Consider the following 23,849-nt stretch of genomic DNA (forward strand, 5'->3'; position numbering starts at 1 on the left):
AACGTCTGATGACCTTGAGGAGCAATACAGAGCCCTGAGGCACAACCTGAGTCTTATAACTCAATTTTTGGCTCCTAAGCGGGCATAGAGACCATAGAATCCGCCTCTGCGGATAAAGGAAAGCGACTCAGCGTGTCTAAATATTTCTGCAAAATTTGTTGCGACTCCTGCAGGACTTGCCGGATGCCGGCTAAGGTGGCGTCTGGGGCGTTGGTGTCCAGATCACGCGCATAGCTCCCCGAGAACAGGATGACAAACTCATCCTCGCCCTCAGGCCGAGCCAATTTCGCCTCGTTTATCGACAAATTTAGGCGTCCATCTGTTTGAGGGTAGCTGAATTGAACAGCAACCTGAATCGATCCTTCAGGACTCTCGCTCCAGGCCCCTGACCGTAAAATCTGCTGGGTCAGAAAACGATGAGCCGCTTCCTGACTGGGAAAAGGCGCGTGACTCCTGATATTAACTCCAATCCCTTGATACTCCAGTTTTGGAAGTTTCTCCAGGTAACGCTCCGCAACAGCCGCCACTTGTGGGGCTTGAGGCTCCTTTAGATTAATCGCCTCAATAAAATCAATCCGATTCGGTTGAGCAACCAGCTGGATACCATTTTTGTAAATAATTTGTGTGACGCGGTTGCTATACACAGGAGACCGGGACAATTCCCATTCCGCAGGAATGACGTCTCCATACTTTAGAAAATCGGGGTTCAAGGCATTGGGATTTAAACCCTTGACCGCCAAGGAAATTCCAAATTCTTGCAAAACCAGGCTCATGTCTAGTGCTATGTCAATTTAGATGCAATGTTAGCTAGAATCCAAAAAGAATAACATTTTCTCTAAAAGGAAAATACAAATGTAACAAACTGATGAAGCTGTGAAACAAGGTTTATCCATAAGTCTCGTGGCGCGACCATCGCCCCTCGCCTCAGCACCGAAACAGCGCTGCATTTTCTAGGGCTGACCCGCTTTGCGGTGGTGATGTTCTGACAGCGACTGTTTATAAACTGGATTGACACACTGGATTCGTCAGCTTGCCCAGTTCGCCGCTGGCAGATTGGGCTTGAGGAAGGATTGAGCTTGAAGAAATTGCCACATCCTAGCCTGGTTTGCCCAGGTCACCACCGTTATTTAGGAAATTGACCCCAATGTCTCGCTAATCTTTCCGTTATGGAATGACCTTACAGAAAACCCAATCGTTCCTGTCGTAACTTCTCAGGGGCGGCAGCGGATCCCTCAGCACTTCTACATAGCCATTTTTAAGCAAAAGATATTTGGAAGCTCGGTTCCCAGGGGTCACCGTTGCCCACAGTTGTTTCACCCCATGGTGCTTCTGCAGAAACCCCTGCAGCCAAGCCAGCGATTCACTTCCATACCCCTGCCCCCAATGGTCAACACCCAGGATGCATGCCACCTCGGCACGTTGTTCGATGACGGTAGCCTCAACTCTGCCAATAGCCACCTGGGAGTCCTTGATGCGCACAACATAATCCACCCACGTTTCATCAATCCAATCTCCAGAAGGCCCTGTCTCTCGCAATAGAAAAAGCTCCCACAACTGATCCAAAGTTGGAGCCAGGCCATCATCAACATTTACATAGACCCTTGGATCACAGAGAATGCCCTGCAGTTCCCTTGCATGATCCCCATTGACGCGTTCATATTGAAGTCGCTGAGATTCAAGCATCATACTCCACACCACTGATGGATTACGCCTAGGACTCAATGAAAACTTCTGGCTTCCATTGGGGAGTCAGCGCTAACACAGACTCATGCCAAGCATACAGTGCATACCGTTGATCGTCGCGATGAATCCAGTTCACAATCAGCTTTGAGGACCTGATTATGAACTGGAAGTTTACCCCTGGCCCTGGACATCAGGAATGAATCGCCAGGGAGTTTAGCGCTGGCGCAGACTGCGGCAGGGATGCCAGCGCTTCCCCTAGCCCCTGGGCCATCCGCTCGTAGCTGTAGGCCTGAATGTGATGGGAACTCCGACGTCCCATCTGATCTAGATCAGCCTGTCCTAAGGCTTGGATGAGGATTTGCGTTAGGGAAGCTACGTCTCCGGCGGGAAAAATATAGCCATTCTGACCATGCTTAACTAAATCCTCGGCGCAGCCTACATGATGGCTGACAATGACAGGCTTACCTAAACACATGGCTTCGTTGACAATGAGTCCCCAGGTTTCCCCGGCCCCGTAGCTGGGCAGCACCACCACATCAGCGATCGCCAGGGTACGCGGCATCTGGCTCTGATTCTGGAAGGGAGCAAAATACACCTGAGTTGACCCCGAGGCCTGGGATCTCAGCACCGCTTCCAGAGGGCCAGCCCCGACAAAGAGTAAGGAAACATGGGAGAACGAAGCCTCCAGGAAAGCTTGCAATAGATCCTGGGGACGCTTTTTAGAGATGAACTTTCCGGCAAACAAAATCACGCGATGGTCGCTGGGAATCCCCAGACTGCGTTTCCACTCACGGGCAGCGGCGGTTGCCTCAGGCAAGGCTTGGCTAAAGCGCTGGTTGTCAATGCTATGGGGCGAAAAGAACAGGCGATCGCGGTGCACCCCATGCTCAAGGTAGTAGCGATAGTTGGCTTGCCCAACGTAGAGGCAGGCGGCAAAGCGCTGAAAAATTTGCCGAATCCACCATTGCTTCACTTTGGCCTTGACTCCTGTGGGGGGCACCAGCCGATGGGAATCCCCCCGAAATAGGAGGGGGCACTCCCTCCAGGTAAAGATCAGGCGGTACAGGCTGATGTAGTTATACACCATACAGAGAACCGCATCAGGCTGGTAGGCGCGCAGCCGATGGGCAAGCGAGGGATTATTGAGCCCCCAGAAATGAGAGGTTCCAGGCTGAGCACTGACATTCTCGACAAACTCGTAGGGATAGCCCTCCAGCAGCGGAATATCCCAGGCCAGGGTGGTTTGAAACTGGCGATCGCGTTGGGCCACAACGCCAAAGTCCCACAGGTAAAATACTCGAAGATCCCTTTGACAGTCCTGGGCCAGGAAGCGGAACCAAGGCGCATAGTATTGAATGGGATGAGAGGTGACAATCGCAAGTTTTGAAGTCATGGAGTCCTCAGGCGAAAGAACTAGGGGGACCGGATACAGGAGCAATCAACAAGGGCAACGGCATCAGAAAAGTTAGGATTCTAAAGTTAGAAATTGAAAGTTAGAAATTGAAAGTTAGAAATTGAAAGTTTAGGACTCTGCGCCGCCGGGGAGAGCTACGGGCGGCACAGGTCGCAACCGGGGCGGGGTCTTTTGCCGCTTCATAAAAACCAGGCGAATTCCCACAATCGGCACGCTGGACTGAAACAGAGAGGCCACATAGACCCCTGCTGTCCATTCCGTTGAAGCCAGGGCCATACTCATCACTAAAATGCAAAAGAGCGTTTGAAAGGAAAAGGCGGGTTTGCCAATCCCTATCCGGGTCACATAGCCATAGAATGCCCCTAGAAGGCCGCCCACAAAGACACAGCCTGGAACGCCGAAGTTCGCATAGGCCTCGGGCAGTAGCCCCCAGGCAATGGTGGTGCGCAGCGTATCTTCATAGGTTTGACGTTTAACATGCACATTCAGCATGTGGGTGCCTTCGTGAGTGCGCAGCTTATTGGGATTGAGGGCTCTAGGCACAATCATTCCAGGCAAAATCACGTAGGTAGCCCCATTGAGATGGGGAAAGGAATCAGGAATTTTTTCCTGGGCCATCAGCAGCATGTGAATCACGCTAGATCGCTCCACAAAGGACTCCTTTTCTTCCTCTTCCGGAGCCCAGCGAGGTTTGGGTTTAGGATTGAGGTTATCCAGGGCATGGGTGCCCCATTCCTGAAACCAGGCTGGGTATTCCCAAGGCTGCACCACGGTCGGGGGTGAGCCGGGAGCCATGTAAAGCGCCCGCATTTCGTGTTTGCCATAGTGCAGGGGAAGCAGCAGCACCAGTCCCAAAAGCAGGGGCAGCACCGGCAGCTTTCGGCCCCCGATCAGGTAGGCCACAATGGACAGCATAAATAGGGTCAGGGCCGTCTTGAGGATGAGCGTGGCGGCCGCACTGATAATATTGAGAACTAAGCAAAGAAAAAAGATACGCTGCTTCTGAGGAGAAATACTGCCTTCTCCGGAACGATAGGCCACGACAAAAATGCCCAGGAAGCTCAGTCCCAGCACCACTCCGCGAACGGTGGTGAACAGGTTATCGGGAATTCCCTTCCAGCCCCCCATAATGTACATATTGAGTAAGGCCCCCACCCCAGTCATGGCGATGAAAAAGTTGTCGGCGGCGTCGGGTTTTAGGGAAAACAGCGGCCTTCTCGGTCCGCTCATTTTCTTGCCTTGCACCATGGGATACCAAACGGCCGTCCCGCTGGCCAGAAATAAGACCGTGGATAGGGCCGCCTGAAGATGGGCCAAGGGGGGATACTTGAGCACGTTGGGATTCTCGCTCAGCAGTGGCAAGCAGAAGGTCCACAGGTAGGTCAGCGCAAAAAAGGGAAACACCGGGATGCCTTTGACCTTGTTATCGCACCACAGGTAAAAGGGATACATGCAGGCCACGCCAATGAGCAAACAACCCAGGGCCGTGGGCCTTGCCACTTGCAGCAGGGCTTTACCATTGCCGTAGAGCAGAAAGGCCACCAGCCCCCAAAACAGGAGAGTGGTGGATCCCTTTTTTTTCTGGGCAGGGGGGGCGGCAACCATGGGCAACGTTGAACGGATTGGCTTCTCCCTAAGCGTGCCCGACAGGCCTGGAGAACTGACTCCCCCTTGGCCTGGGTAAGGGGGTGCAGGCTGGCGGCTGGCTATGAGAGGAGTCCACCACGCGATCAAAACAGGCACAGAGTTTTTGGGTCATGGCCTGAGCGCTATAGGGGGCGAAGGCAGACCAGTCCGTCGAGGGGGGATGGTGCTGCTGGCGGAGCGATCGCAGTTGGGGGGCCATGTGCGGATAAAGTTGCGCGGGCTTCATGCCCGGATCAAAGATCACCACCTGTCCAGCCTTGACCTGGCGCAAAATCTCCACCACCAGGCTCTGCTGCGGAAAGATGGCCAACAGCGGCCTGCGGGCCAGGATGGCCGGATAGAGCTTGGAGGCGCTGTAGCGCGGGTCATCGGATCCAATCATGAGAATCCCCTGGCTCTCGATCAATACCTGCTGGGCCTCGAAGTAGGGAATGCGGTGGGGATGTTCGGTCACCATGTCGGCCAAGCCATACTGCTCGGCAATGGGGGCAATGGTTTTCTCAGCGCGATCGCCCTGGGCGTAGCTGGTGCCCACAAAATGGATCCGCAGGGTTTCCCAATCCTGGGGGTGGCGATCTCGTTCCTGGCGCAAGGCGTAGAACAGTCCATGCAGGGCCGTTGCCATATCCGCGCCGCCGCGACCCACATAAACCCAATGGTGATTGCCGTCCTGGGGATTAAAAATCCGCTGCCCGATTCCCAGACTGGGCAAGCGATGGTAATCGGATTCCGGGGCACCAAAGGGCAGCACCGTGCAGTCTTGGGCCGTGAGATGGGGATAGCGCTGTTGCAGCCGTTGGGGATAGTCTGGCGAAACGGAAATCAAATGACTCACCCGCTCCAGGGCCCTGGGCTCCAAGAGTTGAGCCAGGGCCTTATCAAGGGTATATTTGAGCCGTCCACCGGGGGGCCTTCCCTGGGCCTGGGTCTGGTAAAAGCCGCCTAGCCAGGGATCTTGAAAATCTAGCACGTAGGGAACGTTAAATTTTCGTTGCCAGCGTCGTCCCAGGATCATCACCGGAAAAATGGTGGTGGAGAAAAAAACCAAATCCACCGGACGCTGGGATAGGAGGCGATCGCCCGCACGTTGTAAAAACGGCAGACTGCGCAGCCCCAAATTGCCCAGGCCCACCTTGCGGGTGTAGCGCGTTGGCAAGGCTCCCGTGCGCGTCACCCGCACCCCATCGGGAAGAAGCTGCGCCAGGATTTCATCGCGGGGATGTTCCACATGATCAGGATCCACAGCCAGAACCTCGGCCTCCCAACCCAATTCAGCCAGATAGGGCAGCATCGTACGCACCCGTTGGGCATCTGGAGCGTTTGTGGGCGGGAAATGAGGGCTGACAATGAGAACCCGCCGCCGGGGAGTCTGGATATTAGAGGTCAGAGGCGGTGAGGTCATGGGGCGTAGGGGGTGCAGAATGGGCAGCGGTGACCGCAATTTGAGCGTGATAGAGTTGCTCATACTGGTCGTTAATGGTTTGGGCCGTAAAGCAGGATTCAACCCGCTGGCGGCAGTCTGCCCGATTCAGGCGCGGCAGATTGCCAATGGCATCGCAAAGGGCCTCCAGGTCGGCGGCAATAAAGCCATCAACGCCCTGACGAACGATTTCGGGCACCGCCCCACGGGGCGTCGAGATCACCGGCGTGCCACAGGCCAGGGCTTCGGTAAACACGATGCCAAAGGGCTCTTCCCATTCAATGGGCACGATCATGGCGGCGGCGGTGCCCAGCAGCAGGTTTTTCTGGGCGTCGTTCACGGGACCTACATACTCAATGCCGTTTTTTCCCAGGTAAGGGGCAATTTCTTCGCGCCAGTAAGCTTGGCCCGATTCGCTCTCCACGCGATTTCCAGCAATGATCAATCGCCTACCGGTTCTCAGGGCCGCCGCGATCGCCGTGTGGGCCCCCTTGATGCGCTCGATGCGACTGAGAAACACCAGGGGAGCATCGGGTGCAACCTGGGGTTGAAAGGTAAAGGTCTCCAATTCCACAAAGTTATACACCGTGCGCCAGGTGCCTCCAGCAGCGGATCCGGTCCGGCTAATGTGCTGACTACAGCCAGTGAACATCAGGGACTGTCCTGCTAGCTGGGCACTCCATTGAACCGTGCGGGTGCTGGGATCTCGACCGTAGGTCATAATTTTGGCCAGGGGCCTGGCCATCATCGGCATCAGGTACCAGAGTCGCGAAAAGCTATGGATGAGATCGGGCTGGAAAGCACGAACTGCTTGCGTCAGCGTCCAGGTATTGCGAAGCGTGTCCCAGCGGCTTTGGGAATCGCGACCCGGCCAGGGATAAAAGGCATCTACCGGGGTGGTGGACCCGCGATGGGCCACCAGGCCAACCCGATGCCCTTTCTCCTTCATGCCTCGAGCAATGGAGTCCACCAGTCGCTGCACCCCGCCATAGTGCTGCGGGGGCACCGGGATTTCTGGATCTGCCGTGAAGAGAATGCGCATCTTACCGGCCCCAGCGCTTGTCGGCACGCAGGGGGCTGCAGTAGGGAACAAAGAGAACATCCACCTGCCACAGGGCCTGATCGAGGGGACGTCGATGCAGTTCGCAGATGTCAAAGGTGCCCCAGCCCCGTTCATGGAGCCAATGGACCGTTTCGGCAAACAAAGAAACGCCCTGGTGAATGTCAATGAGATTCACCTCCGCAAGGATGGCCTGCAGGGAGGGAAGGGTTTGCTCTGCGCCCTTGAGCACCTCCAGCTCATAGCCCTGCACGTCAATCTTGAGCAATTCCGGGGGGCGATCGCCATAGTTTTCCTGAACGATCTGATCAAGGGGACGCATGGTGTGGTGCGAGACTGGAAAGCCCTGAGGCTGTTGCTCCACCAGCACTGAGGAGGCGGTCTCGGCCTCATGAAGCTGCACCTTCTCTTGATAGTGAGCCCCGACCAGCCCCGCAAACACGCGGATGCTCGGCTTTTCCCGAGCTAGGGCTTGTAAATCTTGCACTCGCGTCGACAGAGCCTCAAAGCAGGCCACCTCACTCTGGGGCCAGATCTCCAGACAGGTTTGGGCAAAGTCGCCGCGATAGGCCCCGACATCAAAAATCAGCTGGGGCTGGAAGCCCTGGGCAGCAAGACGCTTTAAGCTACCCGGAATCTCAGGGACATCGAGCTTTTGGACAAGATAGTTCCGTATCTGGCTACGAAGCTGCATAGGATAATTTCTCAACGATAGATTTTTTCGATTACTGCAGGGACCCGTCTGATTAGGAGGTCGCATCCGTGATCCACCCGTCTGGATATAGGGTGCCCGGTTGCTTCCTGGGCTTGTGCAGGGGGGCTAAAGCTTGATCCAGGGCGTTCAGCAGGGTGGGAATCTGGGTCTCGTAGCAGAAGGCGTTCTGGGCCGCACCATAGGCCGCCTGTTTAGCCGCCTGGAGGCGATCGCGGTTTGTGCCCAGTCCATTGATGGCCGTGGCGAGGGCCACCGGATCATCACAGGGAATTAAGGCGCCCGCCGCGGGAATTTGGGCCATGATTTCGCGCTGCCCGGCGGTGTCGGTGGCAATGGTGGCCAGCCCGGACTGCAGATATTGAAAGAGTTTATTGCTGATGGTGTATTGCTTGTTGCCGCAATAGGGAGTTTCCAGGGCCAAACCAATGTCATGCTCCGCAATTTTATGGGGGAGTTCAGCATTGGTGACCAGAGGATGAATCAAGATCCGCGATCGCCATGCCTGTGGGATTAACGGTTCCATCCAAGCCTGGCTGCTCGGTGGATAGTTGCCCCTAAGATGCAGTTCCACAGATCCATGAATGGCTGGTAAGGCCTGAAATAGCGTCTCCAGACCTCGCCCTGGACCAATGGTGTGAGAAAACCAGTGAAGCTTAATCGGTCCCTCAGAGGGCCGGGGGGCTACCCCCTCTGAACGCGGGAACGCATTATAGATAACCGCCGGCGGCGCAGTTTGGTAGGCTTGGGCAAAGGCCGCGGCCAGGGCGTGGGAGGTGGTCAGCTTGTAGCGACAGTGGTGCATCAAGGTGGATTCTAGCTGCCGAATTTTTGCCACTGGGCGTGTGGCCAAGGCGCTGGGAAGCAAATCATCTGAAAACCAGTCCTCAAAGTCAATGCCGACGGGAACCCCGGCCTTAATGAGGGCAGCCCCAGCCCAAAGCCCCGCTTCGGAGTGAAAAATATTCAGATCTGCTTTAGCTTGCCGCGCCCTCCGGTACATTGCCCTGGCGCCGTAGCCGAGCAGCGCCGGAGAGAACGCTTGCCAGCGGCGAAAGGCTTCTCGGGCCAGACGAGCCTGAATCCGGATCCCAAAGCGCTGCAGCGCCGCCCCCGCCTGGGGCCGAAAATCCAGAATGGGCTGAAACCGGTAGGGCTGATCGGCAATGAGGGCCTGATCTCGCTGGGCCAGTTCGCGGTCAAACCAGATCCCGCAGAGGGTGACCTCATGCCCGGCTTGGGCCAGGGCCGCCGCTTCTTTTTGGGGGCGAGGGGCCGTACACAGATGGGCCCCGATAAAAATTAAAATTTTTGCCATTATCCCATCGCTTCCAAGGCGTGAACATGATTCAGATAGTCCTGGGCACAGTGGGCCAGGGTAAGGTGCTCCAGGATGTAGTCTCGGGGCGAGAACACCGATAACTGATGCCAAAAATCGCTTAGCGCTTGACTGAACTGCTCAGATGTTTCAAATTTGAGGCCGCAGCGATGATCCCAGTAAGGCACAGAACTCACCGGCGCATGATCTACTCGGTGCGGGTAGTAGTTAGGATCTTGCCAGGCACCGCCCCGGTCCCAGGCCAGAATCGGCACGTTACAGGAGAGCGCCTGCTGATAGGCAATCCCCTGGGTTTCGTGCTCACACAGGAAGATCATGGCGCGGCAACGTTGCAATAGCTGATGAAATTCCGCTTCTTCGTAGTGGCCATAGCGCAGGGTCACGACGCGATGGCCCCGTTGCTCCAATTCACAGCGCATTGGATTTAGCAACGAGACTTCATAGGCATCATGATCCCAGCGGATTTTGTCGTAGAGCAAAAAGTCAATCTCTTTCTCACTCTCGGCAACAGGACACCAGAGGTCAGTATCAATGCCAACCGGCCAGGGATAGACCCGCTCGCCGTAGTAGGGGCGCCACATCTGGGCCATCCACTCACCGGGCACTAGCATTCGACGAATGGGCAAGGCCAAAAAGTCAGGGGGCTGATCGCAGGGATGGGAAAATACAGCGGCCCCAAATAAAATCGGGTTTTTCCAGGGCAGCTTTTCAAGAACGTTCGGCTTTCCAACTATACAAGCGACTTCATCACGATGCCGCTGAATATAGCGAAAGTCGTTGACACGATAGGGAATATTCAGCTGATCCAGTCCGGCGAGCAGGTTCAAGAACACACGCTGTTGCCCTGAAATGCGTGGGTTTGGGCGCAGAACTTTGCGGATAACCCGCCGCGGATAGCGATCGCCCGGCAACCAGCGGTCCGGGTCAGGTTCTTCATAGAACAAATTAAGCATAAATTGCGATGAACTGAAGAATGATGAACGAAGTAAACAGGTCAAAAAGCCCCCATAGAAGTCCTGGGGTTGACAACGGCTAGGCCGTAGCCCAGGATTTTCGCATTCGGCGCAGGTGCAGTTGATGCAGCGCCACACTCAGGCGACGCGCCAGCTTCCAACCCACTAGCTGCTGGAGCCGCTGTATACGGGCGCCCCCAAGGGGCGGAAAATAGTCGCTACCGCCCAGTTCCTGAACCCGATCCAGTGCAGCCTCAGTGACGGCAGGACAAAAGGGATAGGCCGCCACGGCCAAAATCATATAGTTGCGGGTTATGGCGCGGATGGCCCGATTGCTTTGGGTCCGCGACAGGATATATTCAGCCCGCAGATTTAAAGCATCCAGTCCAGAGCGCAAATTTTGAGGCGTTTGATGACCACTCAAACTTTGCAGCGATCGAAACTTCCGATAGTAGGTTAAAGCCGAAGGCGATCGCCGAATTCCGGCACTTGCCAGGATAACCCTGGCAAAATACTCCCCATCGTCATCGAGGGCGAGTTGTTCGTTCCAAGGGCCAGCTTGATCAATCACGCATCGCGGCACCAGCCAAGCTGCCGGTTGTACCATTCCCCCCTCACCATCTCCACCCATCAAAGTGATGAGCCAATCCAGGGGATCATCGCTGTCTTGATAGAACGGCATCCCGTCATGGAAAATCCCCCTGCTGGGATCCTCCCCATCAAAAAAGTGCATCGTGCCACAAATGGCCAATACCTGAGGGGGGGATTGATCCAGGATCTGAATTTGGTCCCTTATCTTATGGGGGGCCAAGAAATCATCGGCGTCCAGATATTGAATAAAATCACCTTGAGCTGCCTTTAATGCCGTATTTCTGGCGCTGCTGGCCCCCCTGTTTTCCTGCGAGATCACGTTGACCTGATCACAGGAAAAAGATCGGGCAATCTCCAGACTGGCATCGGTTGATCCGTCATCTACAATAATAATCTCAACCTTGGGCCAGGACTGCCCCAAGGCAGAATGAATAGCTGTCTCCAGCCATTTCTGAGCGTTATAGCAAGGAATTAAGACTGATACTAGGGGATACATGAAGCCAATTCTTCTCGTCTGGACTAGATCCGAACCTATGGTCTAGGTTGCCCATCCCAGCTCAAGAGTCCACATCAGTCCACATCAGTCCTCATCGGCTCTGAAAGCGCTGCTCAACTCTAGCAACGCTTTAGAGGATTGGCGGAATCGGGCTAGGACCCACCAAGTTGAAACTATCAATGGCAAAATAGTCTCCCGACTGGTTTGTGCGAGTGATATACACTTCTGCCAGAAGATAGTTGTAGCCCGATCCCAAATTCACCTCGAAGTTAAAGGTTTGCCAGTCGTAGGTACTCCCGCCCAAGTCTGAGTTCAACAGTTGAACGGCCTCCATGGGCAGCGCCCCAGACGGCTTCGGTCCCTGGCCTCCATCGTTAACGCGATTGAGAAACTGGCCGTTAATCCCCCACAGGCTCACCTTAATCTGATTGGTGTTGTAGGGATCAATGCGGGCCTCGGTATTTTTGGCCCGAATTTGGAGAGTTTGCACACCTCGCCGCATGGCCTCATCCTGAATCACCTGACTAATGCCTGTGTGATGAGCGCTACCCGTACTCAACACTAGCGCCCCATCGGTTCCCAGAAAGGGATCATGGGTCCCCGATCCCTTCACCCAGCCCACGTTAGCTTCTGAGCTGGAAGCGGCGTTATGGGTCTTAAACTGGTTTTGACTGAAGTTACCGTTGATAAAGGCATCACCATAGGGCTGGGGCCACACCTCTAGCCACTGCATAGTTTGGGTGGTGGATCCATCTTGGTCCCATACTGTCAGAGTTACAGGCTTCAGCCCTACCCCATCAAAGACATGACTGACGGTTTTCCCATATTTGTCAACGATGCCATCGTGGTCAAAGTCCCAGCCGTAGGAGACAATGCCTCGCGTGGTATATTTACTTTCCGTATTCCAAGGGTCAGGATCGTAGGAGCTAGATGCATCCAGTCGATACGCTAGGCCGCCCATACTCTGGGTTGTATAGCTGGCAATGGGTAAGGCGTTAGGGCCATTCGGATCTCCAAAGGTATTGTTACCCTGCATCGCCAAGTAGTGGCTGTCGTCGGCAAAGTAACTGAAGTTACTTTTAACCCCAAAAATGTAGCTATCTTCGAGAACCGATCCCATGAGCGCCCGGTGCTGATAGTCTCCCCACCAACCTCCATCATCATTAGGGAGCTGAATTCCAGTAAAGAAATCTTGAATGTGGAGGTTTTTAAAGCGATGGTTCTTACTGTTGTTGGCAATTCCAATCCCGCGCCCATTTTCATGAATGGAAGTATCCGCCAAAATTAATCCGTTGGACAAATTGTACTGACTGGTGTACCAGAGCTGGACGCCGTGGTTGCGAATATTCCACAGCTTAAAATTCTCCACTGTAGCCCGATAGTCATGGGCTGGAATCGTGGTGGGCAGGGCATGGGCACCGGGGACATCCATGGTGTGTTGTCCGTCGCCATTCAGCATCGTACCCCAGGTCAAAATACCTTTTTCTGAGTTGTAAGCTTCAAAGCCCGACAGCAGTCGCAGCGGGGTTGCCGCCACATCTACCATGGATTCGTCTCCCCGTCCCTGGGAAATGTTTTGCCACTCCTGCGGCAGATTAGCCACGGCGATCGCATGTTTATCGCGTGCCTCTGCGCCGCCATCGCCGCCGCCAAACACCGTGATTGCGGCCCCGGCGGCACTAACGGCAATGTTATCGGTCATCACCACCTGGCCCGCTCCCTGGACCCAGTAGCCCTCGCCATTAAAGCCCATATCAAAGTTTTGCACCCGCAGCCCATGGTGCTCGAAGCTATGCCAGGGATCCGAATCACCGGTGGTTTTAAGGGTAATATTATTATGCCAGGATCCAATTTCGTTGCCAGATTCAGCCACAATCCCTGCCCCAAGGACATCAAAGACCACGTTGTCTTCCAGGGTGGCATGGCTATCATGATGCACGATCCCCCAGCCCGGACTCCCCACCACCGCGTTGCCCCGCGCCAGTGCAGGGGTACCGTGGATATCGTTGGCTCCGGTGCGGTGGAAATGGAGCGCATAGCGGCCCCGGACGTTGGTTCCATTGCCTGCCGTTCCGTCGCGATTGGTGCCGACATCATCCACAATCTGATTTTTATTGCTGCGTCCTAGATCGTAAAATCCAGCGTTCACCACCTGCACATCTGGGTTGTGCATGAACATGACGTGCCCCCGATGCGCCAGGGGAGTATCCTTTCCCTGTTCAGAACTGATGGAAACATTTCGGCTCAGATTGGCCACGTAGAGATTTGTTTCATTGGTAAATCCGGGGGGACGGCGGTGATTGAAGCGTAAAACGGTATTGTCCCCAGTGATGATGTCTCGGTTAATAAAGCGAATCTGATTCCCGTTGATGGCGGTAATGATTAAAACTTCATCCTGGAAACGGCTGTTGTCTTGATTGGATCCCTGGCGGTTATAGCCGGTTCCACCCAGCACCAGTTGATCTCCAATTTGCCAGCCCTGGGGGGTAAGCATCCCCGTGGGCAGGTTTAGGGTGAGCACATTGTCCCCAGCTTGAGCATCCTGAAGACTGACAAAATCCAGCTTTTCAGCGCCGTAGATACGGGTGGTTCCATGGGTAATCACCCCTTTCCCAAGTTGGAGCGCATCGCTCACGGCATCTTGACTATCAATGATGATCCGCGCTGTTTTGTCGGCCTGAATCGGATTGTGGGCGGTGCCAATCGTTAAGGTGCCAGTGGTATCAGAAAACAGCGTATCAACCACCATTTTCGTATTTTGACTGCTGCTAAAGGTGAGGCCGCCGTCAATCCGCACGGTGTCAAAGCGCAGGTCGCTTTCCGCATCGTAGATCACCTCAATGCCAACCGGAATCAGAACCCTGGCATTCTCGCCAGGAATCTGACCGTTTAACCAAGTACTGGCATGAAACCAGGAACCGCTGTTCACAGCCCGATGGGTTTCTGCGCCGTGGGGCAGAAGATTGAGCAGCCCCATATGCTCCCCATGCTTCACCGGATCGCTGGCGTGGGGCATGGTTGGGTCCATGCTCATGGTCATGGACTGAGGCTCTGCATTGCTCTGGGTGAGATCCCTCTGTGTCAGAGCAATTGAATCCAAACTCAAGGCTGTTGAGACCTCCAGGGTTGACCCCGAACCATAGGCATCGTAGGTCAGGCTAGAGGGGGCGCTTTGAATGCCCAGAGAGGTATCGGTGCCCAACATTACATCGATCCAAGGGGGGGTGAGGGAATCACCAAAGACTCGTTGATGGGCTTTCAGGACTCGGTGCTTTTCGTACTTGACCTTTTCCATCTTCTCAGAGCGCGAGTTCATTCAACCCTTCCTTCTCTTACTCACAACTCGAACTTGGGCCTACACCCCATGTCTGCAGCAGCAAGTTCGTACAACAAAATCGTAATCGCCCTCTGCCTGCCCTCACCTCCGTAGAACCGCGGAGAAAACAAACGTTTTGCTGCCCTTTGCTGCCCCCGTCAGTTCTAGGTTCTGGGATCAGCATTGGAAGACCTTCTACGCTCGTTGCGATCGCAGGTGGGGCTTGAGCCCGCGAATCAGATATTCTCGCAGCCTGAGCGCCAGTCCTGGCTGATAGGTCGCCAGCTGCTTCATTCCCAGCGGCAGCCCCTGGGGTTTTCCCAACTGCTGAGCCAGAGTGACGCAGGCATCGGCATTGGACCAGTCCGACTGGGCCGCAGACACCGCGGCGATCGCCCAGAGCCGCTGCCCAATGGCGGGCCAGTAGCAGGGTGCCACCTGTTCCGAAACCTTTTTCATCACCTGATACTGAGCCTGAAGACATTTGTTCAAGTTACCGCTGGACATGGAGTTGGCCCGGCAGTAGTTAATGACCGTGACCCGAGACTCCGCCGCAAAGTGCAGGCCCGCAATGGCCAGTCGACAATGAAAGGCCACATCTTCGTTATAGAGCACCTGGGGGTCAGTATCGTACCCCCCCGCTCTAAGCATGGCCTCGCGACGGTAGAGTCCACAGAAGGGATTAATCTGCTCGCGAATACTGTAGGCGATCGCATCCTGGCGCAGGGCCGCATCGTCAAACTGACGCTCGTAGAGCCGTTTATTGCTGTCGTAGTCTCGGGCTTCGTAGGCAAACAGCACCACATCCGGGGCCTCGGCTTGCTGCATCCAGGTGTGGGCGGTTGCCACGAAATCTGGGGTTAGATCATCATCGGCATCGTGGAAATGAATCCAGTCGCAGTGGGTCCGTTGGGCAAGGATATTTTTGCCGTGGGAGCAGCCCCGATTCACCTCGCCGCTGACCACTTGGGCTCCCAGCGATCGCGCCACCGCGGCAGTTTCATCGCGGCTGCAATCGTCATACACCCAAATTTCATCGAAGGCCTGGGTTTGGGCCTGCGCCGATTGGAGTAACCGGGGGAGATAGGCAGCGGCATTATAGGCAGGAATGCACAGAGCAAGGGTAGACATCGCCATCGAACAGATCCATAAATTGAGTGAACCAGACACTAGCGCGTGAGCTTTTGCAAACTCCGCTGCATGACGTAGCGCCCTAACTGCTTTAAGGGCAAATAATCTAAAAAGGCTAGGGGATGCCCCTCGGATGGGTGGGGAGAAAGGGCCTTGCACAGCCAATCATGGGGCCGCAGAGGCCATCTCCCTTGCTGGAGAATCTCAGCGTAGACCTGCACCCGATCCTGGGCCACCCGCCGCGGATTGAGCCGGTCACGCACAGTGTTCCGAGCCGCCGCGCCCATCTGCTGCCGCTGGGCAGATGTTAAGGCTTCAAGGCGGTCGAGGGCCTCCCGGAGGGCTTGAGGATCCTCGGCGGCAAAGCGAATCCCATTGATCCCATCTTCAATGAGATGGGCCGCGCCCGCCCCCTCCGAGCAGAGTACAGGTTTCCCGTAGGCCATCCCTTCAATGGCGGCAAAGTTTAGCACGTCCCACTGGGAAGGAACCAAAATAAAATCGGCCTGCTGTTGGTACTGACGAGTTCTCTGAGTCGGTAAGGCGCCCAGGAGTTGCACCTGCTGTGACCATATCTGCGGATATCGCTGCCGCAAATAGTCCGAGAGGGAATGATCAAGCTGCTTAAAAACCGTGTCTCGACCAATCCACTGCAGTTGCATGGGGCTGTGATCCGAACGGGCTTTCGGTGCGGAGGCTTCCAGGGCCAGGGCTTGACACAAAATTTCTGGCCCCTTCCACTGCTGAATTCGCCCCACCACCAGTCCGCCCTTGCCCCCGGAGAAGACCTGACCATGGGTCTGAGGCAGTCTAAAGGCCGGGGGCAGATAGTCCACGGACCGCCCCGTTAGATCGGCCCAGTAATGGGCATTACTGGGGCTGTTGGCCTGAAGCGCGTCGGCCAGGGCAAAGCAGCCGATTTCCATGAAACGAACTAAATTCCCCTGAACCTGTTTATCAATTTGGGGGTCATGGGCATCGATCTGGCCCATGCTGCCATGGAGCTGCACGAGGGTTGGGGGGCTTTCATCCCGCAAGATCCAGGGCACAAAGGGAAGACCCCAGTCCGTGGTTTCCACCAGGTCAAACCCCTGTCCCCCTTGTCCCCAATCCCAGGCGGCCCAAGCCGTTGCTAAAACCCGCTGGAGTTCTGGCATGGCGCCATAGTGATCAAATTTGGGCAGATACCCGGCGATCGCGGCCTGGGAAACGGAGGCAACACGAAGGCCACCATCGCTAAATGAATCAAATTCAGCCGCAAAAGGATTAGCGATCAGCACCGTGACCTGATGGCCCAGCTCCACAATCTCCGGCAGGAATTGACTGTAAAAGGTGCCAATGCCCCCGCCAGACTGGGGCGGATATTCAGGAATTACATAGAGGAGCTTCATAACACCAGTTCCTGAACCGCAGCCTTGATCGGGGCCACATCGCCGCCTCGGGCAAGGCGCACAATGCCATGATCGGCGCGGTAGGCCCACATGGCATCGCCGAGGATCGTCGGATGTACCTCAAAGGAGAGCACGTCATCGGCGGCCATATATTCCACCGGGTCATTGGCCCGGTAAACAAAGATGCTCACGCGGTAGGGGCCGGGCATTAGCTGTAGCTGGGGCAGGTTAAACCGCACTTCCGTATCTTGATCCAGGAGAAAAGGCGGCATATCTTCCTCCGGCGTGCAAATGCTGGACACGAGCGTGCCCACGGCATCGTAAATCCGCACCACAATCCCCACCTGGGTGAGGGGTTGATGCGGTCGGAAGCGAATCTTGAGAGAATAGTCGCCGTTGAACATGGCGGCTGCCAGGCGATCGCCAGTGTTGGCATCCTCTAAAAAAGCATCGAGCAGCTCAATGCCATGGACATTGACTCGACCCTGGTAGCCCCCCCCGGCCTCGGTTGCCTTGAGATAGCGAGCCACACCCTCCTCCGTATCGCCCTGGAAACTGAGTCGGCCCTGGTCCAACAAAATCGCTTGATTGCACAGTTGCCGAATCGCGGCCATATTGTGACTCACAAACAGGACAGTGCGGCCCGAGTGAGCCACATCCTTCATTTTGCCAAGACACTTGCTCTGGAACTTGGCATCCCCCACCGCCAGCACCTCATCCACGACCAAGATTTCTGGCTCTAGATGGGCCGCCACCGCAAAGGCAAGGCGCACATACATTCCCGATGAATACCGCTTCACCGGCGTATCTAAAAATCGTTCCACCTCAGCAAAGGCCACAATTTCATCAAATTTACGCTGAATCTCATCCCTGGCCATACCCAGGACGGCACCGTTGAGATAGATATTCTCTCGCCCCGAGAGTTCCGGGTGAAAGCCGGTTCCCACCTCTAGCAAACTCGCCACGCGCCCCCGGATACCAATCTGCCCCTGGGTCGGTTCCGTAATCCGACTGAGGAGCTTTAAAAGTGTGGACTTGCCAGCACCGTTGCGACCAATGACCCCGACTCGCTGCCCCTCTTGAATCTCAAAGGAGACATCATTTAAGGCCCAAAAGTCCAGGGATTGATCCTCCCCCTGTGCCTGCTGCTGAAAGGGGTGAAGCACCCGCTTTCCTAGAGATTTTGTACTAGCCACCAAGCTATCGCGCAGCGATTGATAGCGTCCATGCTGCTTATTGCGCCCGAGCCGGTAGCACTTACTGAGATGTTCAACTCTAATGATTGGACTGGACATGACTCTTCCCTAAATGACGTCAGCAAACGAGCGCTCGTAGGCTCGAAAGAATCGGACCCCTGTAATCAACAGACATCCCACTAAAAATAGCGATAGACAAAATCCCGGCAGGTAAATACTGGCATCGCCGCCTAAAATCGCCCAGCGAAATCCATCAATCACGCCAACCATCGGATTGAGGGAATAAACCAGCCGCCACTGTTCAGGCACAATCGCACTGCTAAATCCCACCGGGGAAATGTAAAGGCCAAACTGCACAATGAAGGGCACCACATAGCGAAAGTCCCGATATTTAACATTGAGGGCTGCCAACCACAATCCCGCTCCAATGGCAGCGGCAAACCCAATGGCGATAAACAGGGGTAAGGTGAGAATTCGCCAGTTTGGGACGTAGTTATACCAGGCCATTAATCCCAGCAAAATGATGCCTGAGATTAAAAAGTCCACAAAACACACCATCACCGCGCTCGTTGGCACGATCAAACGGGGGAAATAAACCTTTGAAATGAGGTTGGCATTGGTAATTAAGCTATTGCTGCTCTCCGTGAGCGAACTGGAGAAAAATTGCCAGGGCAGCATGGCCGCAAACACCAGAATCGGATAGGGAACCCCGTCCGAGGGCAGCTTCGCCAAATTTCCAAACACGATCGTAAACACCACCATGGTCAGGAAGGGGCGAACCAACGCCCAGGCCATCCCAATGACGGTCTGCTTGTAGCGCACGAGGATATCGCGCCAAGCCAGGAAGTAAAACAGTTCACGATATTGCCAAAGGTCGCGCCAGTATTGACCACTCTGGGACCCGGCCGTAATTACAAGTTCTTTTCTAGGGGACTGCATAAAATATTGCCTCGATCTCGGCCAGAACATCTATAAGGTATGGTTCGTGGGAACCGTAATTTTGGGAAGGAATGTACCACCTGGGCCAAACAGAAGCCTGGTTCAGGTGCTGCCAAGCAGCGTTAACCCCCAGGGGTCACTGGGGTGGCAAGATTCTGTTCAGACGCTGTCGCAGCAGTTCCCAGTTAACGGGCTTGGTAATATAGTCCGTGGCTCCGCAGCCATAGGCACTGCTGATGGATTGCGCATCATCTAGGGCAGTAATCATCAAAATTGGAACTTTCGCCTCCGCTGATTCCTCGGCTCTAATTCTGCGGCAGCATTCAAAACCATCCAGGTCTTCCATCATGCCATCTAGCAAAATCAGGTCGGGTTGATGCACTCGGTAAAGCTCTAATCCGGCTGCACCGGTTTCAGCTTCAATCATGCGATAGCCTTCCTTGGCAATGGCTAAGCGCAGGAGTCGACGCATCCCGCGCTCATCATCAATCACCAGAATCAAGGGGGCATCCTCATTCTGTTGGGCCTTGGGTTTGGCTTCACTGACGTACGGCACGGGGGTCGATTCCACCAGGACTTGGGCCAGCACCTCCGAGTAAGGACGGGGCTTGGAGAAGAGAAATCCCTTGCCATAGCCAGCCCCCAGGGCCTTCAGGCGCGCTAACTGCTTCGGTGTTTCAATGCCCTCTGCAATCACCTCCAGATTTATCCCCTGGGCCAGGAGGATAATGGACTCAATTAAAGTATCGGCTTCGGGATCAAATTCCAGACGATTCACCACCTGTCGGTCAATTTCCACCGCATTCAGGGCAAAGCGGTTGAGAAATTTAACTGAGGTGGCCCCCTGGCCAAAATTCTCCAGGCAAACCTGGATATGACGATCCTGGAGCTGTAACAGAATGGCCGTGGCCGCTGCCCCGTCGCTCATTAAGGCTTCCTCCGCCACATCCAGACAAATCTGCTGCCCCGTTAAATTGTGCCGGTCCATGTACTGATCTAGCATGGGCACCAACGACGGATGAAAAAACTGACCCGCCGTCAGGTTAATCTTGAGCAGTAGCGGATGCTGCCAATTTTCCGTGAAATGGCGGAAGTGAGAAAAGGCCTCTGCCAGCCAAGCCTGTCCCATTTCCACAATCAACCCGGAATTCTCAGCAAACTGGAGAAACTCTCCCGGAGAGATCAGTCCCTTCTGCGGATGCTGCCAGTAAACCAAGAGTTCCAAGCCGCTGAGGATCCCCGTGCGCAGAGAATAAAGGGGTTGATAGAGCAGCTGAAACTCCCGATTCACAAGTCCGCGTCTCAACTCGCTATCCTTGAGAACCGCCTGCTCCACGAGCTGTAAATATTCCTGGCCAATCAGGTCTGGGGTGAAGCGATTCTTGATATAGTTGCTCCCCATATTTCCCATGGTTGCTTGCCGCTGGGAATCCTTTGCCAAATAGCGGATAAAGGCAACCAGTCCCAGACTGTCGCCCGGCTGGAAGGCGGTGCCGCAGTTGGCATCCGCAATCAGCTGCCGGAGGTAGGAGTGGCTTTCACAAATCGCGGCAATGGGACGACCGGCCGCCAGGGCCGAATAAAATTTACTCGGGGCGACAACCCCTTCCATCCCAGCCCCGACGCTGACTAGGGTCAGATCGCAGGCGGTGAGGGAGTAGGGCAGCACCTCCTTGTCTTGGTAAGGCAAAAATAGGCAGTTTTTCAATCCACTTGCTTCGGCGCGGTCGATACAGTCCTGCCGTTTTGGGCCAGCCCCAATGAACACAAACTGCACTGCTTCCTGTTGCAGGGCCTCCGCCGCATCCATGATGGTTTCCATATCATGGCAGCGTCCCATGTTTCCGGAGTACATCACCACAAAGTTATTCTGCAGATTGTGCTGGGCGGCAAAGGGATTTTCGGATTTGGGGATGGGCTTGATCCAGTTTGGATCGGACCAGTTATGGATAATCGAAATTTTCCGGCTAACCTGAGGAGCCTTGTCCACCACTCGCTGCTTCATCGTCTCGCTCAAAACAATGATGGATTCAGCCCGCTCCCACACCGAGCGATTGACACGGTTCCAAAATCGGACAACCAGACTTTTTTCCTGGGCAATCCCAAATTCGACAATGGCATCCGGGTAGAGGTCGTAGACTAAACAAACGTAGGGAACCCGAAAGAGCCGGTGGGCGACGTAGCCCACCACAAATAAAAACGGGGGCTCGCTCGTTAACAGCAGCAGGTCACCCCGGTGGGCCTGTTTTAACAGATGTAGGGCCGATCGGAGGCAGTACAGCAATCCGCTGCCGGTTCTGCCCAAAAATTTTCGAGTTTTGGAGACACGCGTTCGCTGCACCTTTGCTCCTCCACGCACTTCGTGGGTCGGAGCATCGCTCGCATTGAAGGCATAGGTCGGCTGCCCTGTGAAGACCTGCACCTGCACCTGCTGTTGGGTTAAGTAGGTTACCAGCTCCTCCATGAGCTGGCCGGTGGCCGCAAAGTCAGGGGGATAATATTGGGTGAATACCGATAGATTCACCGCTCGCAATTCTGAGGATGGAATTGTCTCAGGGGAGGCTTGACGCGCAGAAGACGAATGGGTGTTTATAAATTTGTGAGCTGGCTGTGAACAGGTTTCAGTCATATCAAGTCCCCAGAATAACAGGGGGCTGGCTAAGAGGCTGACAAACAACCACAGTTAATGGAGATAAGGTGACAGCCTTTAATCCACACCCGCTTCGTGAAGGAATTGCACCAGACTTATGGCCAATTCCTTGACTCCTGTTAGAGTGCCCTTTTCCAGCAATAAATCATCGAAATTGACAGAGCAAATCGTAGCCAAAATTTATTTTTTAAGAGAAAAATCAAACCATCATCCGATCCCTTCGGAGGATTCGTCTTCCTGCGATCGCACGATTTGCCAGCTCAGCACAATGACCGGAAGCAGCCCCACTGCGACAATGGCCAGGGCCGGTGCCGAGGCTGCGGCCAATCGTTCATCGGAGGCCAGGCGGTAGACCCGCACCGCCAGGGTTTCAAAATGGGTGGGATTAATCATCAAGGTAGCGGGTAGCTCCTTCATCACGTCCACAAAGACCAGCATCACCGCAGTGAGAATGCTGCTCCACATCAAGGGGCGATGGATTTGCCAGAGGGTTTGGGTGGGGGTGCGCCCCAGGCTGCGGGCGGCCTCATCAAGGGAGGGCTTTATCTTGCTCAGCCCGGCCTCCACTGTGCCAAAGGACACCGCCAAAAATCGGACCAGATAGGCAAAAATCAAGGCCAGGGCAGTGCCACTAAAAACCAGACCCACACGAGATCCTGTCCAGATCTGGGCAATCAGGTTCAGGCCTTGATCCAGCCAGCCGAAGGGCATGGCAATGCCCACCGCAATCACCGATCCTGGAATGGCATATCCCATGGCTGAAAAGCGCGTTGCGGTTCGCAGCCAGGGAGCATGGTTTAATCGCTGACCATAGGCCAGAGCCGTGGCAATCGCGGCCGAAATGATCGCCGCCACCCCCGCCAGGAAAAAGCTATTCCCTGCGTAGCCCGTAAACTCAAGGGTCACACTCTCGGTCAGGTTCTGGTAGGTCATAATGCCCAAAAGCACTGTGGGCAACAGGAATCCCAAGGTGATGGGCAGCCAGCACAGGGCCAGCACGCCAGCGGTGGCCAACCGCGAGAGGGAATATTGGTAAGGGCGCTCGCGCAGGCCGTGACTTTGATAATATTGGGCGCGGCCCCGAGACCAGCGCTCGATGAGCACCAGTCCGAAAATCAGCAGCAGCAGGACCGCAGCGAGCTGCGTGGCCGCCTGGCGATCGCCAAACCCTGTCCATACGCGATAAATCCCTGTGGTGAAGGTATCCACTCCAAAGTATTGGACCGTCCCAAAATCATTCAGGGTTTCCATCAAAACCAGCGCGACCCCTACCACAATGGAGGGCCTGGCCAGGGGAAAGGCCACTAGCCAAAAACTGCGCCAGCTGTTGCAGCCCATCATCTGACTGGCCTCAAGCAATCGGTTAGACTGCTCCAGGAACGCCACCCGTGCCAGCATATACACGTAGGGATAGAGCACCAACACCAGCATGGCGATCGCCCCCCCCAGGGATCGAATCTCGGGAAACCAATAGTCTCCCACCTGCCATTGCCCGGTGGACCGCAGCCACTGCTGCACCGGACCAGCCACATCTAAAAAGTCTGTGTAGGTATAGGCCAGGACGTAGGCAGGAGTAGAGAGGGGCAGTAACAGTGCCCATTCCACGATGGCGCGGCCCGGAAATCGACACATGGCCACAAACCAAGCCGTACTGACGCCAACGCCCAGCACCCCAAGGCTGACCCCCAAGGAGAGCCAGAGGGAATTGATCAGGTAGCTCGGCAGGACCGTGGCGGCTAGATGGGCCCAGGTTTCGCTGCTGTCAGCAAAAATGTGGCTCAGGACCGTCAAAATCGGCAGGGCAACCAGGGAAGCGGTAAACAGCACAAATAGGGTCCAGCCCGGCTGCGCCCAGAGCCATCGCCCCCAAGATCCAAACCAAGGCGATGCAGACTTAGTCAATGGCACAGT

At 55.2% G+C, this 23,849-nt stretch carries 17 protein-coding genes; all 17 read right to left on the reverse strand.

Annotation, left to right across the window (positions count from 1 at the left end):
• Nucleotides 1-74 precede the first annotated feature (74 nt).
• The 17 genes from QQ91_RS02720 to QQ91_RS02800 all read right to left on the reverse strand — a co-directional run bounded on the left by QQ91_RS02720 (nucleotide 75) and on the right by QQ91_RS02800 (nucleotide 23,840).
• Complete coding sequence (locus QQ91_RS02720; RefSeq protein WP_166279692.1) at nucleotides 75-773, reverse strand: hypothetical protein; 699 nt, start codon at nucleotides 771-773, stop codon at nucleotides 75-77.
• Between the two features lie 391 nt (nucleotides 774-1,164).
• Nucleotides 1,165-1,686 carry a GNAT family N-acetyltransferase gene (locus tag QQ91_RS02725; protein ID WP_166279695.1) on the reverse strand — a complete coding sequence of 174 codons (522 nt, stop codon included), beginning with the start codon at nucleotides 1,684-1,686 and terminating at the stop codon, nucleotides 1,165-1,167.
• 187 nt (nucleotides 1,687-1,873) lie between these two features.
• Nucleotides 1,874-3,076, reverse strand: coding sequence for a glycosyltransferase family 4 protein (locus QQ91_RS02730; protein WP_166279698.1), 1,203 nt, complete (start codon nucleotides 3,074-3,076; stop codon nucleotides 1,874-1,876).
• Nucleotides 3,077-3,205: 129 nt separating this feature from the next.
• Entirely contained in the window at nucleotides 3,206-4,702 is a 1,497-nt protein-coding gene (locus QQ91_RS02735) for a hypothetical protein (RefSeq protein WP_166279701.1), read from the reverse strand.
• Nucleotides 4,703-4,730: 28 nt separating this feature from the next.
• Nucleotides 4,731-6,146: a glycosyltransferase gene (locus tag QQ91_RS02740; RefSeq protein WP_166279704.1), complete on the reverse strand. Its 1,416-nt coding sequence runs from the start codon at nucleotides 6,144-6,146 to the stop codon at nucleotides 4,731-4,733.
• Entirely contained in the window at nucleotides 6,121-7,206 is a 1,086-nt protein-coding gene (locus QQ91_RS02745; protein WP_166279707.1) for a glycosyltransferase, read from the reverse strand. The genes QQ91_RS02740 and QQ91_RS02745 overlap by 26 nt, the downstream gene beginning before the upstream one ends.
• A gap of 1 nt (nucleotide 7,207) precedes the next feature.
• The gene (locus QQ91_RS02750; RefSeq protein WP_166279710.1) at nucleotides 7,208-7,918 is read right to left on the reverse strand and encodes an FkbM family methyltransferase; all 711 of its coding nucleotides are present in this window, start codon (nucleotides 7,916-7,918) and stop codon (nucleotides 7,208-7,210) included.
• A gap of 52 nt (nucleotides 7,919-7,970) precedes the next feature.
• Nucleotides 7,971-9,254: a glycosyltransferase gene (locus QQ91_RS02755; RefSeq protein WP_166279713.1), complete on the reverse strand. Its 1,284-nt coding sequence runs from the start codon at nucleotides 9,252-9,254 to the stop codon at nucleotides 7,971-7,973.
• On the reverse strand, nucleotides 9,254-10,228 hold the full coding sequence (locus QQ91_RS02760; RefSeq protein ID WP_166279716.1) for a glycosyltransferase family protein: 975 nt from the start codon (nucleotides 10,226-10,228) through the stop codon (nucleotides 9,254-9,256). The genes QQ91_RS02755 and QQ91_RS02760 overlap by 1 nt, the downstream gene beginning before the upstream one ends.
• 79 nt (nucleotides 10,229-10,307) lie before the next feature.
• Nucleotides 10,308-11,315 (reverse strand): glycosyltransferase family 2 protein, encoded by a 1,008-nt coding sequence (locus tag QQ91_RS02765; protein ID WP_166279719.1) that lies wholly within the window; start codon nucleotides 11,313-11,315, stop codon nucleotides 10,308-10,310.
• A gap of 130 nt (nucleotides 11,316-11,445) precedes the next feature.
• Nucleotides 11,446-14,631 carry a G8 domain-containing protein gene (locus QQ91_RS02770; protein ID WP_166279722.1) on the reverse strand — a complete coding sequence of 1,062 codons (3,186 nt, stop codon included), beginning with the start codon at nucleotides 14,629-14,631 and terminating at the stop codon, nucleotides 11,446-11,448.
• Nucleotides 14,632-14,826: 195 nt separating this feature from the next.
• The gene (locus tag QQ91_RS02775) at nucleotides 14,827-15,762 is read right to left on the reverse strand and encodes a glycosyltransferase family 2 protein (protein WP_166279725.1); all 936 of its coding nucleotides are present in this window, start codon (nucleotides 15,760-15,762) and stop codon (nucleotides 14,827-14,829) included.
• A 38-nt stretch (nucleotides 15,763-15,800) separates the two neighbouring features.
• A complete protein-coding gene (locus QQ91_RS02780; RefSeq protein ID WP_166279728.1) occupies nucleotides 15,801-17,153 on the reverse strand; it encodes a glycosyltransferase family 4 protein in 1,353 nt (450 codons plus the stop codon).
• Nucleotides 17,150-18,448, reverse strand: a complete 1,299-nt coding sequence (locus QQ91_RS02785) for an ABC transporter ATP-binding protein (protein ID WP_166279733.1) — start codon at nucleotides 18,446-18,448, stop codon at nucleotides 17,150-17,152. The genes QQ91_RS02780 and QQ91_RS02785 overlap by 4 nt, the downstream gene beginning before the upstream one ends.
• Nucleotides 18,449-18,457: 9 nt before the next feature.
• The gene (locus tag QQ91_RS02790) at nucleotides 18,458-19,288 is read right to left on the reverse strand and encodes an ABC transporter permease (RefSeq protein ID WP_166279736.1); all 831 of its coding nucleotides are present in this window, start codon (nucleotides 19,286-19,288) and stop codon (nucleotides 18,458-18,460) included.
• Nucleotides 19,289-19,424: 136 nt separating this feature from the next.
• Nucleotides 19,425-21,812 carry an EAL domain-containing protein gene (locus QQ91_RS02795; RefSeq protein ID WP_166279739.1) on the reverse strand — a complete coding sequence of 796 codons (2,388 nt, stop codon included), beginning with the start codon at nucleotides 21,810-21,812 and terminating at the stop codon, nucleotides 19,425-19,427.
• 333 nt (nucleotides 21,813-22,145) lie between these two features.
• The gene (locus QQ91_RS02800) at nucleotides 22,146-23,840 is read right to left on the reverse strand and encodes an ABC transporter permease (RefSeq protein WP_166279742.1); all 1,695 of its coding nucleotides are present in this window, start codon (nucleotides 23,838-23,840) and stop codon (nucleotides 22,146-22,148) included.
• Nucleotides 23,841-23,849 lie beyond the last annotated feature (9 nt).

It is taken from the genome of Lyngbya confervoides BDU141951 (genome assembly GCF_000817775.3).
GTDB lineage: Bacteria > Cyanobacteriota > Cyanobacteriia > Thermosynechococcales > Thermosynechococcaceae > Lyngbya > Lyngbya confervoides.

What these genes read in the sequence shown, in the direction of transcription:
- QQ91_RS02750 (WP_166279710.1), bottom strand. Translation starts at nt 7,918, where the DNA reads ATGCAGCTTCGTAGCCAGATACGGAACTATCTTGTCCAAAAGCTCGAT.
- QQ91_RS02790 (WP_166279736.1), bottom strand. Translation starts at nt 19,288, where the DNA reads ATGCAGTCCCCTAGAAAAGAACTTGTAATTACGGCCGGGTCCCAGAGT.
- QQ91_RS02785 (WP_166279733.1), bottom strand. Translation starts at nt 18,448, where the DNA reads ATGTCCAGTCCAATCATTAGAGTTGAACATCTCAGTAAGTGCTACCGG.
- QQ91_RS02770 (WP_166279722.1), bottom strand. Translation starts at nt 14,631, where the DNA reads ATGAACTCGCGCTCTGAGAAGATGGAAAAGGTCAAGTACGAAAAGCAC.
- QQ91_RS02720 (WP_166279692.1), bottom strand. Translation starts at nt 773, where the DNA reads ATGAGCCTGGTTTTGCAAGAATTTGGAATTTCCTTGGCGGTCAAGGGT.
- QQ91_RS02780 (WP_166279728.1), bottom strand. Translation starts at nt 17,153, where the DNA reads ATGAAGCTCCTCTATGTAATTCCTGAATATCCGCCCCAGTCTGGCGGG.
- QQ91_RS02730 (WP_166279698.1), bottom strand. Translation starts at nt 3,076, where the DNA reads ATGACTTCAAAACTTGCGATTGTCACCTCTCATCCCATTCAATACTAT.
- QQ91_RS02760 (WP_166279716.1), bottom strand. Translation starts at nt 10,228, where the DNA reads ATGCTTAATTTGTTCTATGAAGAACCTGACCCGGACCGCTGGTTGCCG.
- QQ91_RS02755 (WP_166279713.1), bottom strand. Translation starts at nt 9,254, where the DNA reads ATGGCAAAAATTTTAATTTTTATCGGGGCCCATCTGTGTACGGCCCCT.
- QQ91_RS02740 (WP_166279704.1), bottom strand. Translation starts at nt 6,146, where the DNA reads ATGACCTCACCGCCTCTGACCTCTAATATCCAGACTCCCCGGCGGCGG.
- QQ91_RS02735 (WP_166279701.1), bottom strand. Translation starts at nt 4,702, where the DNA reads ATGGTTGCCGCCCCCCCTGCCCAGAAAAAAAAGGGATCCACCACTCTC.
- QQ91_RS02725 (WP_166279695.1), bottom strand. Translation starts at nt 1,686, where the DNA reads ATGATGCTTGAATCTCAGCGACTTCAATATGAACGCGTCAATGGGGAT.
- QQ91_RS02765 (WP_166279719.1), bottom strand. Translation starts at nt 11,315, where the DNA reads ATGTATCCCCTAGTATCAGTCTTAATTCCTTGCTATAACGCTCAGAAA.
- QQ91_RS02745 (WP_166279707.1), bottom strand. Translation starts at nt 7,206, where the DNA reads ATGCGCATTCTCTTCACGGCAGATCCAGAAATCCCGGTGCCCCCGCAG.
- QQ91_RS02775 (WP_166279725.1), bottom strand. Translation starts at nt 15,762, where the DNA reads ATGTCTACCCTTGCTCTGTGCATTCCTGCCTATAATGCCGCTGCCTAT.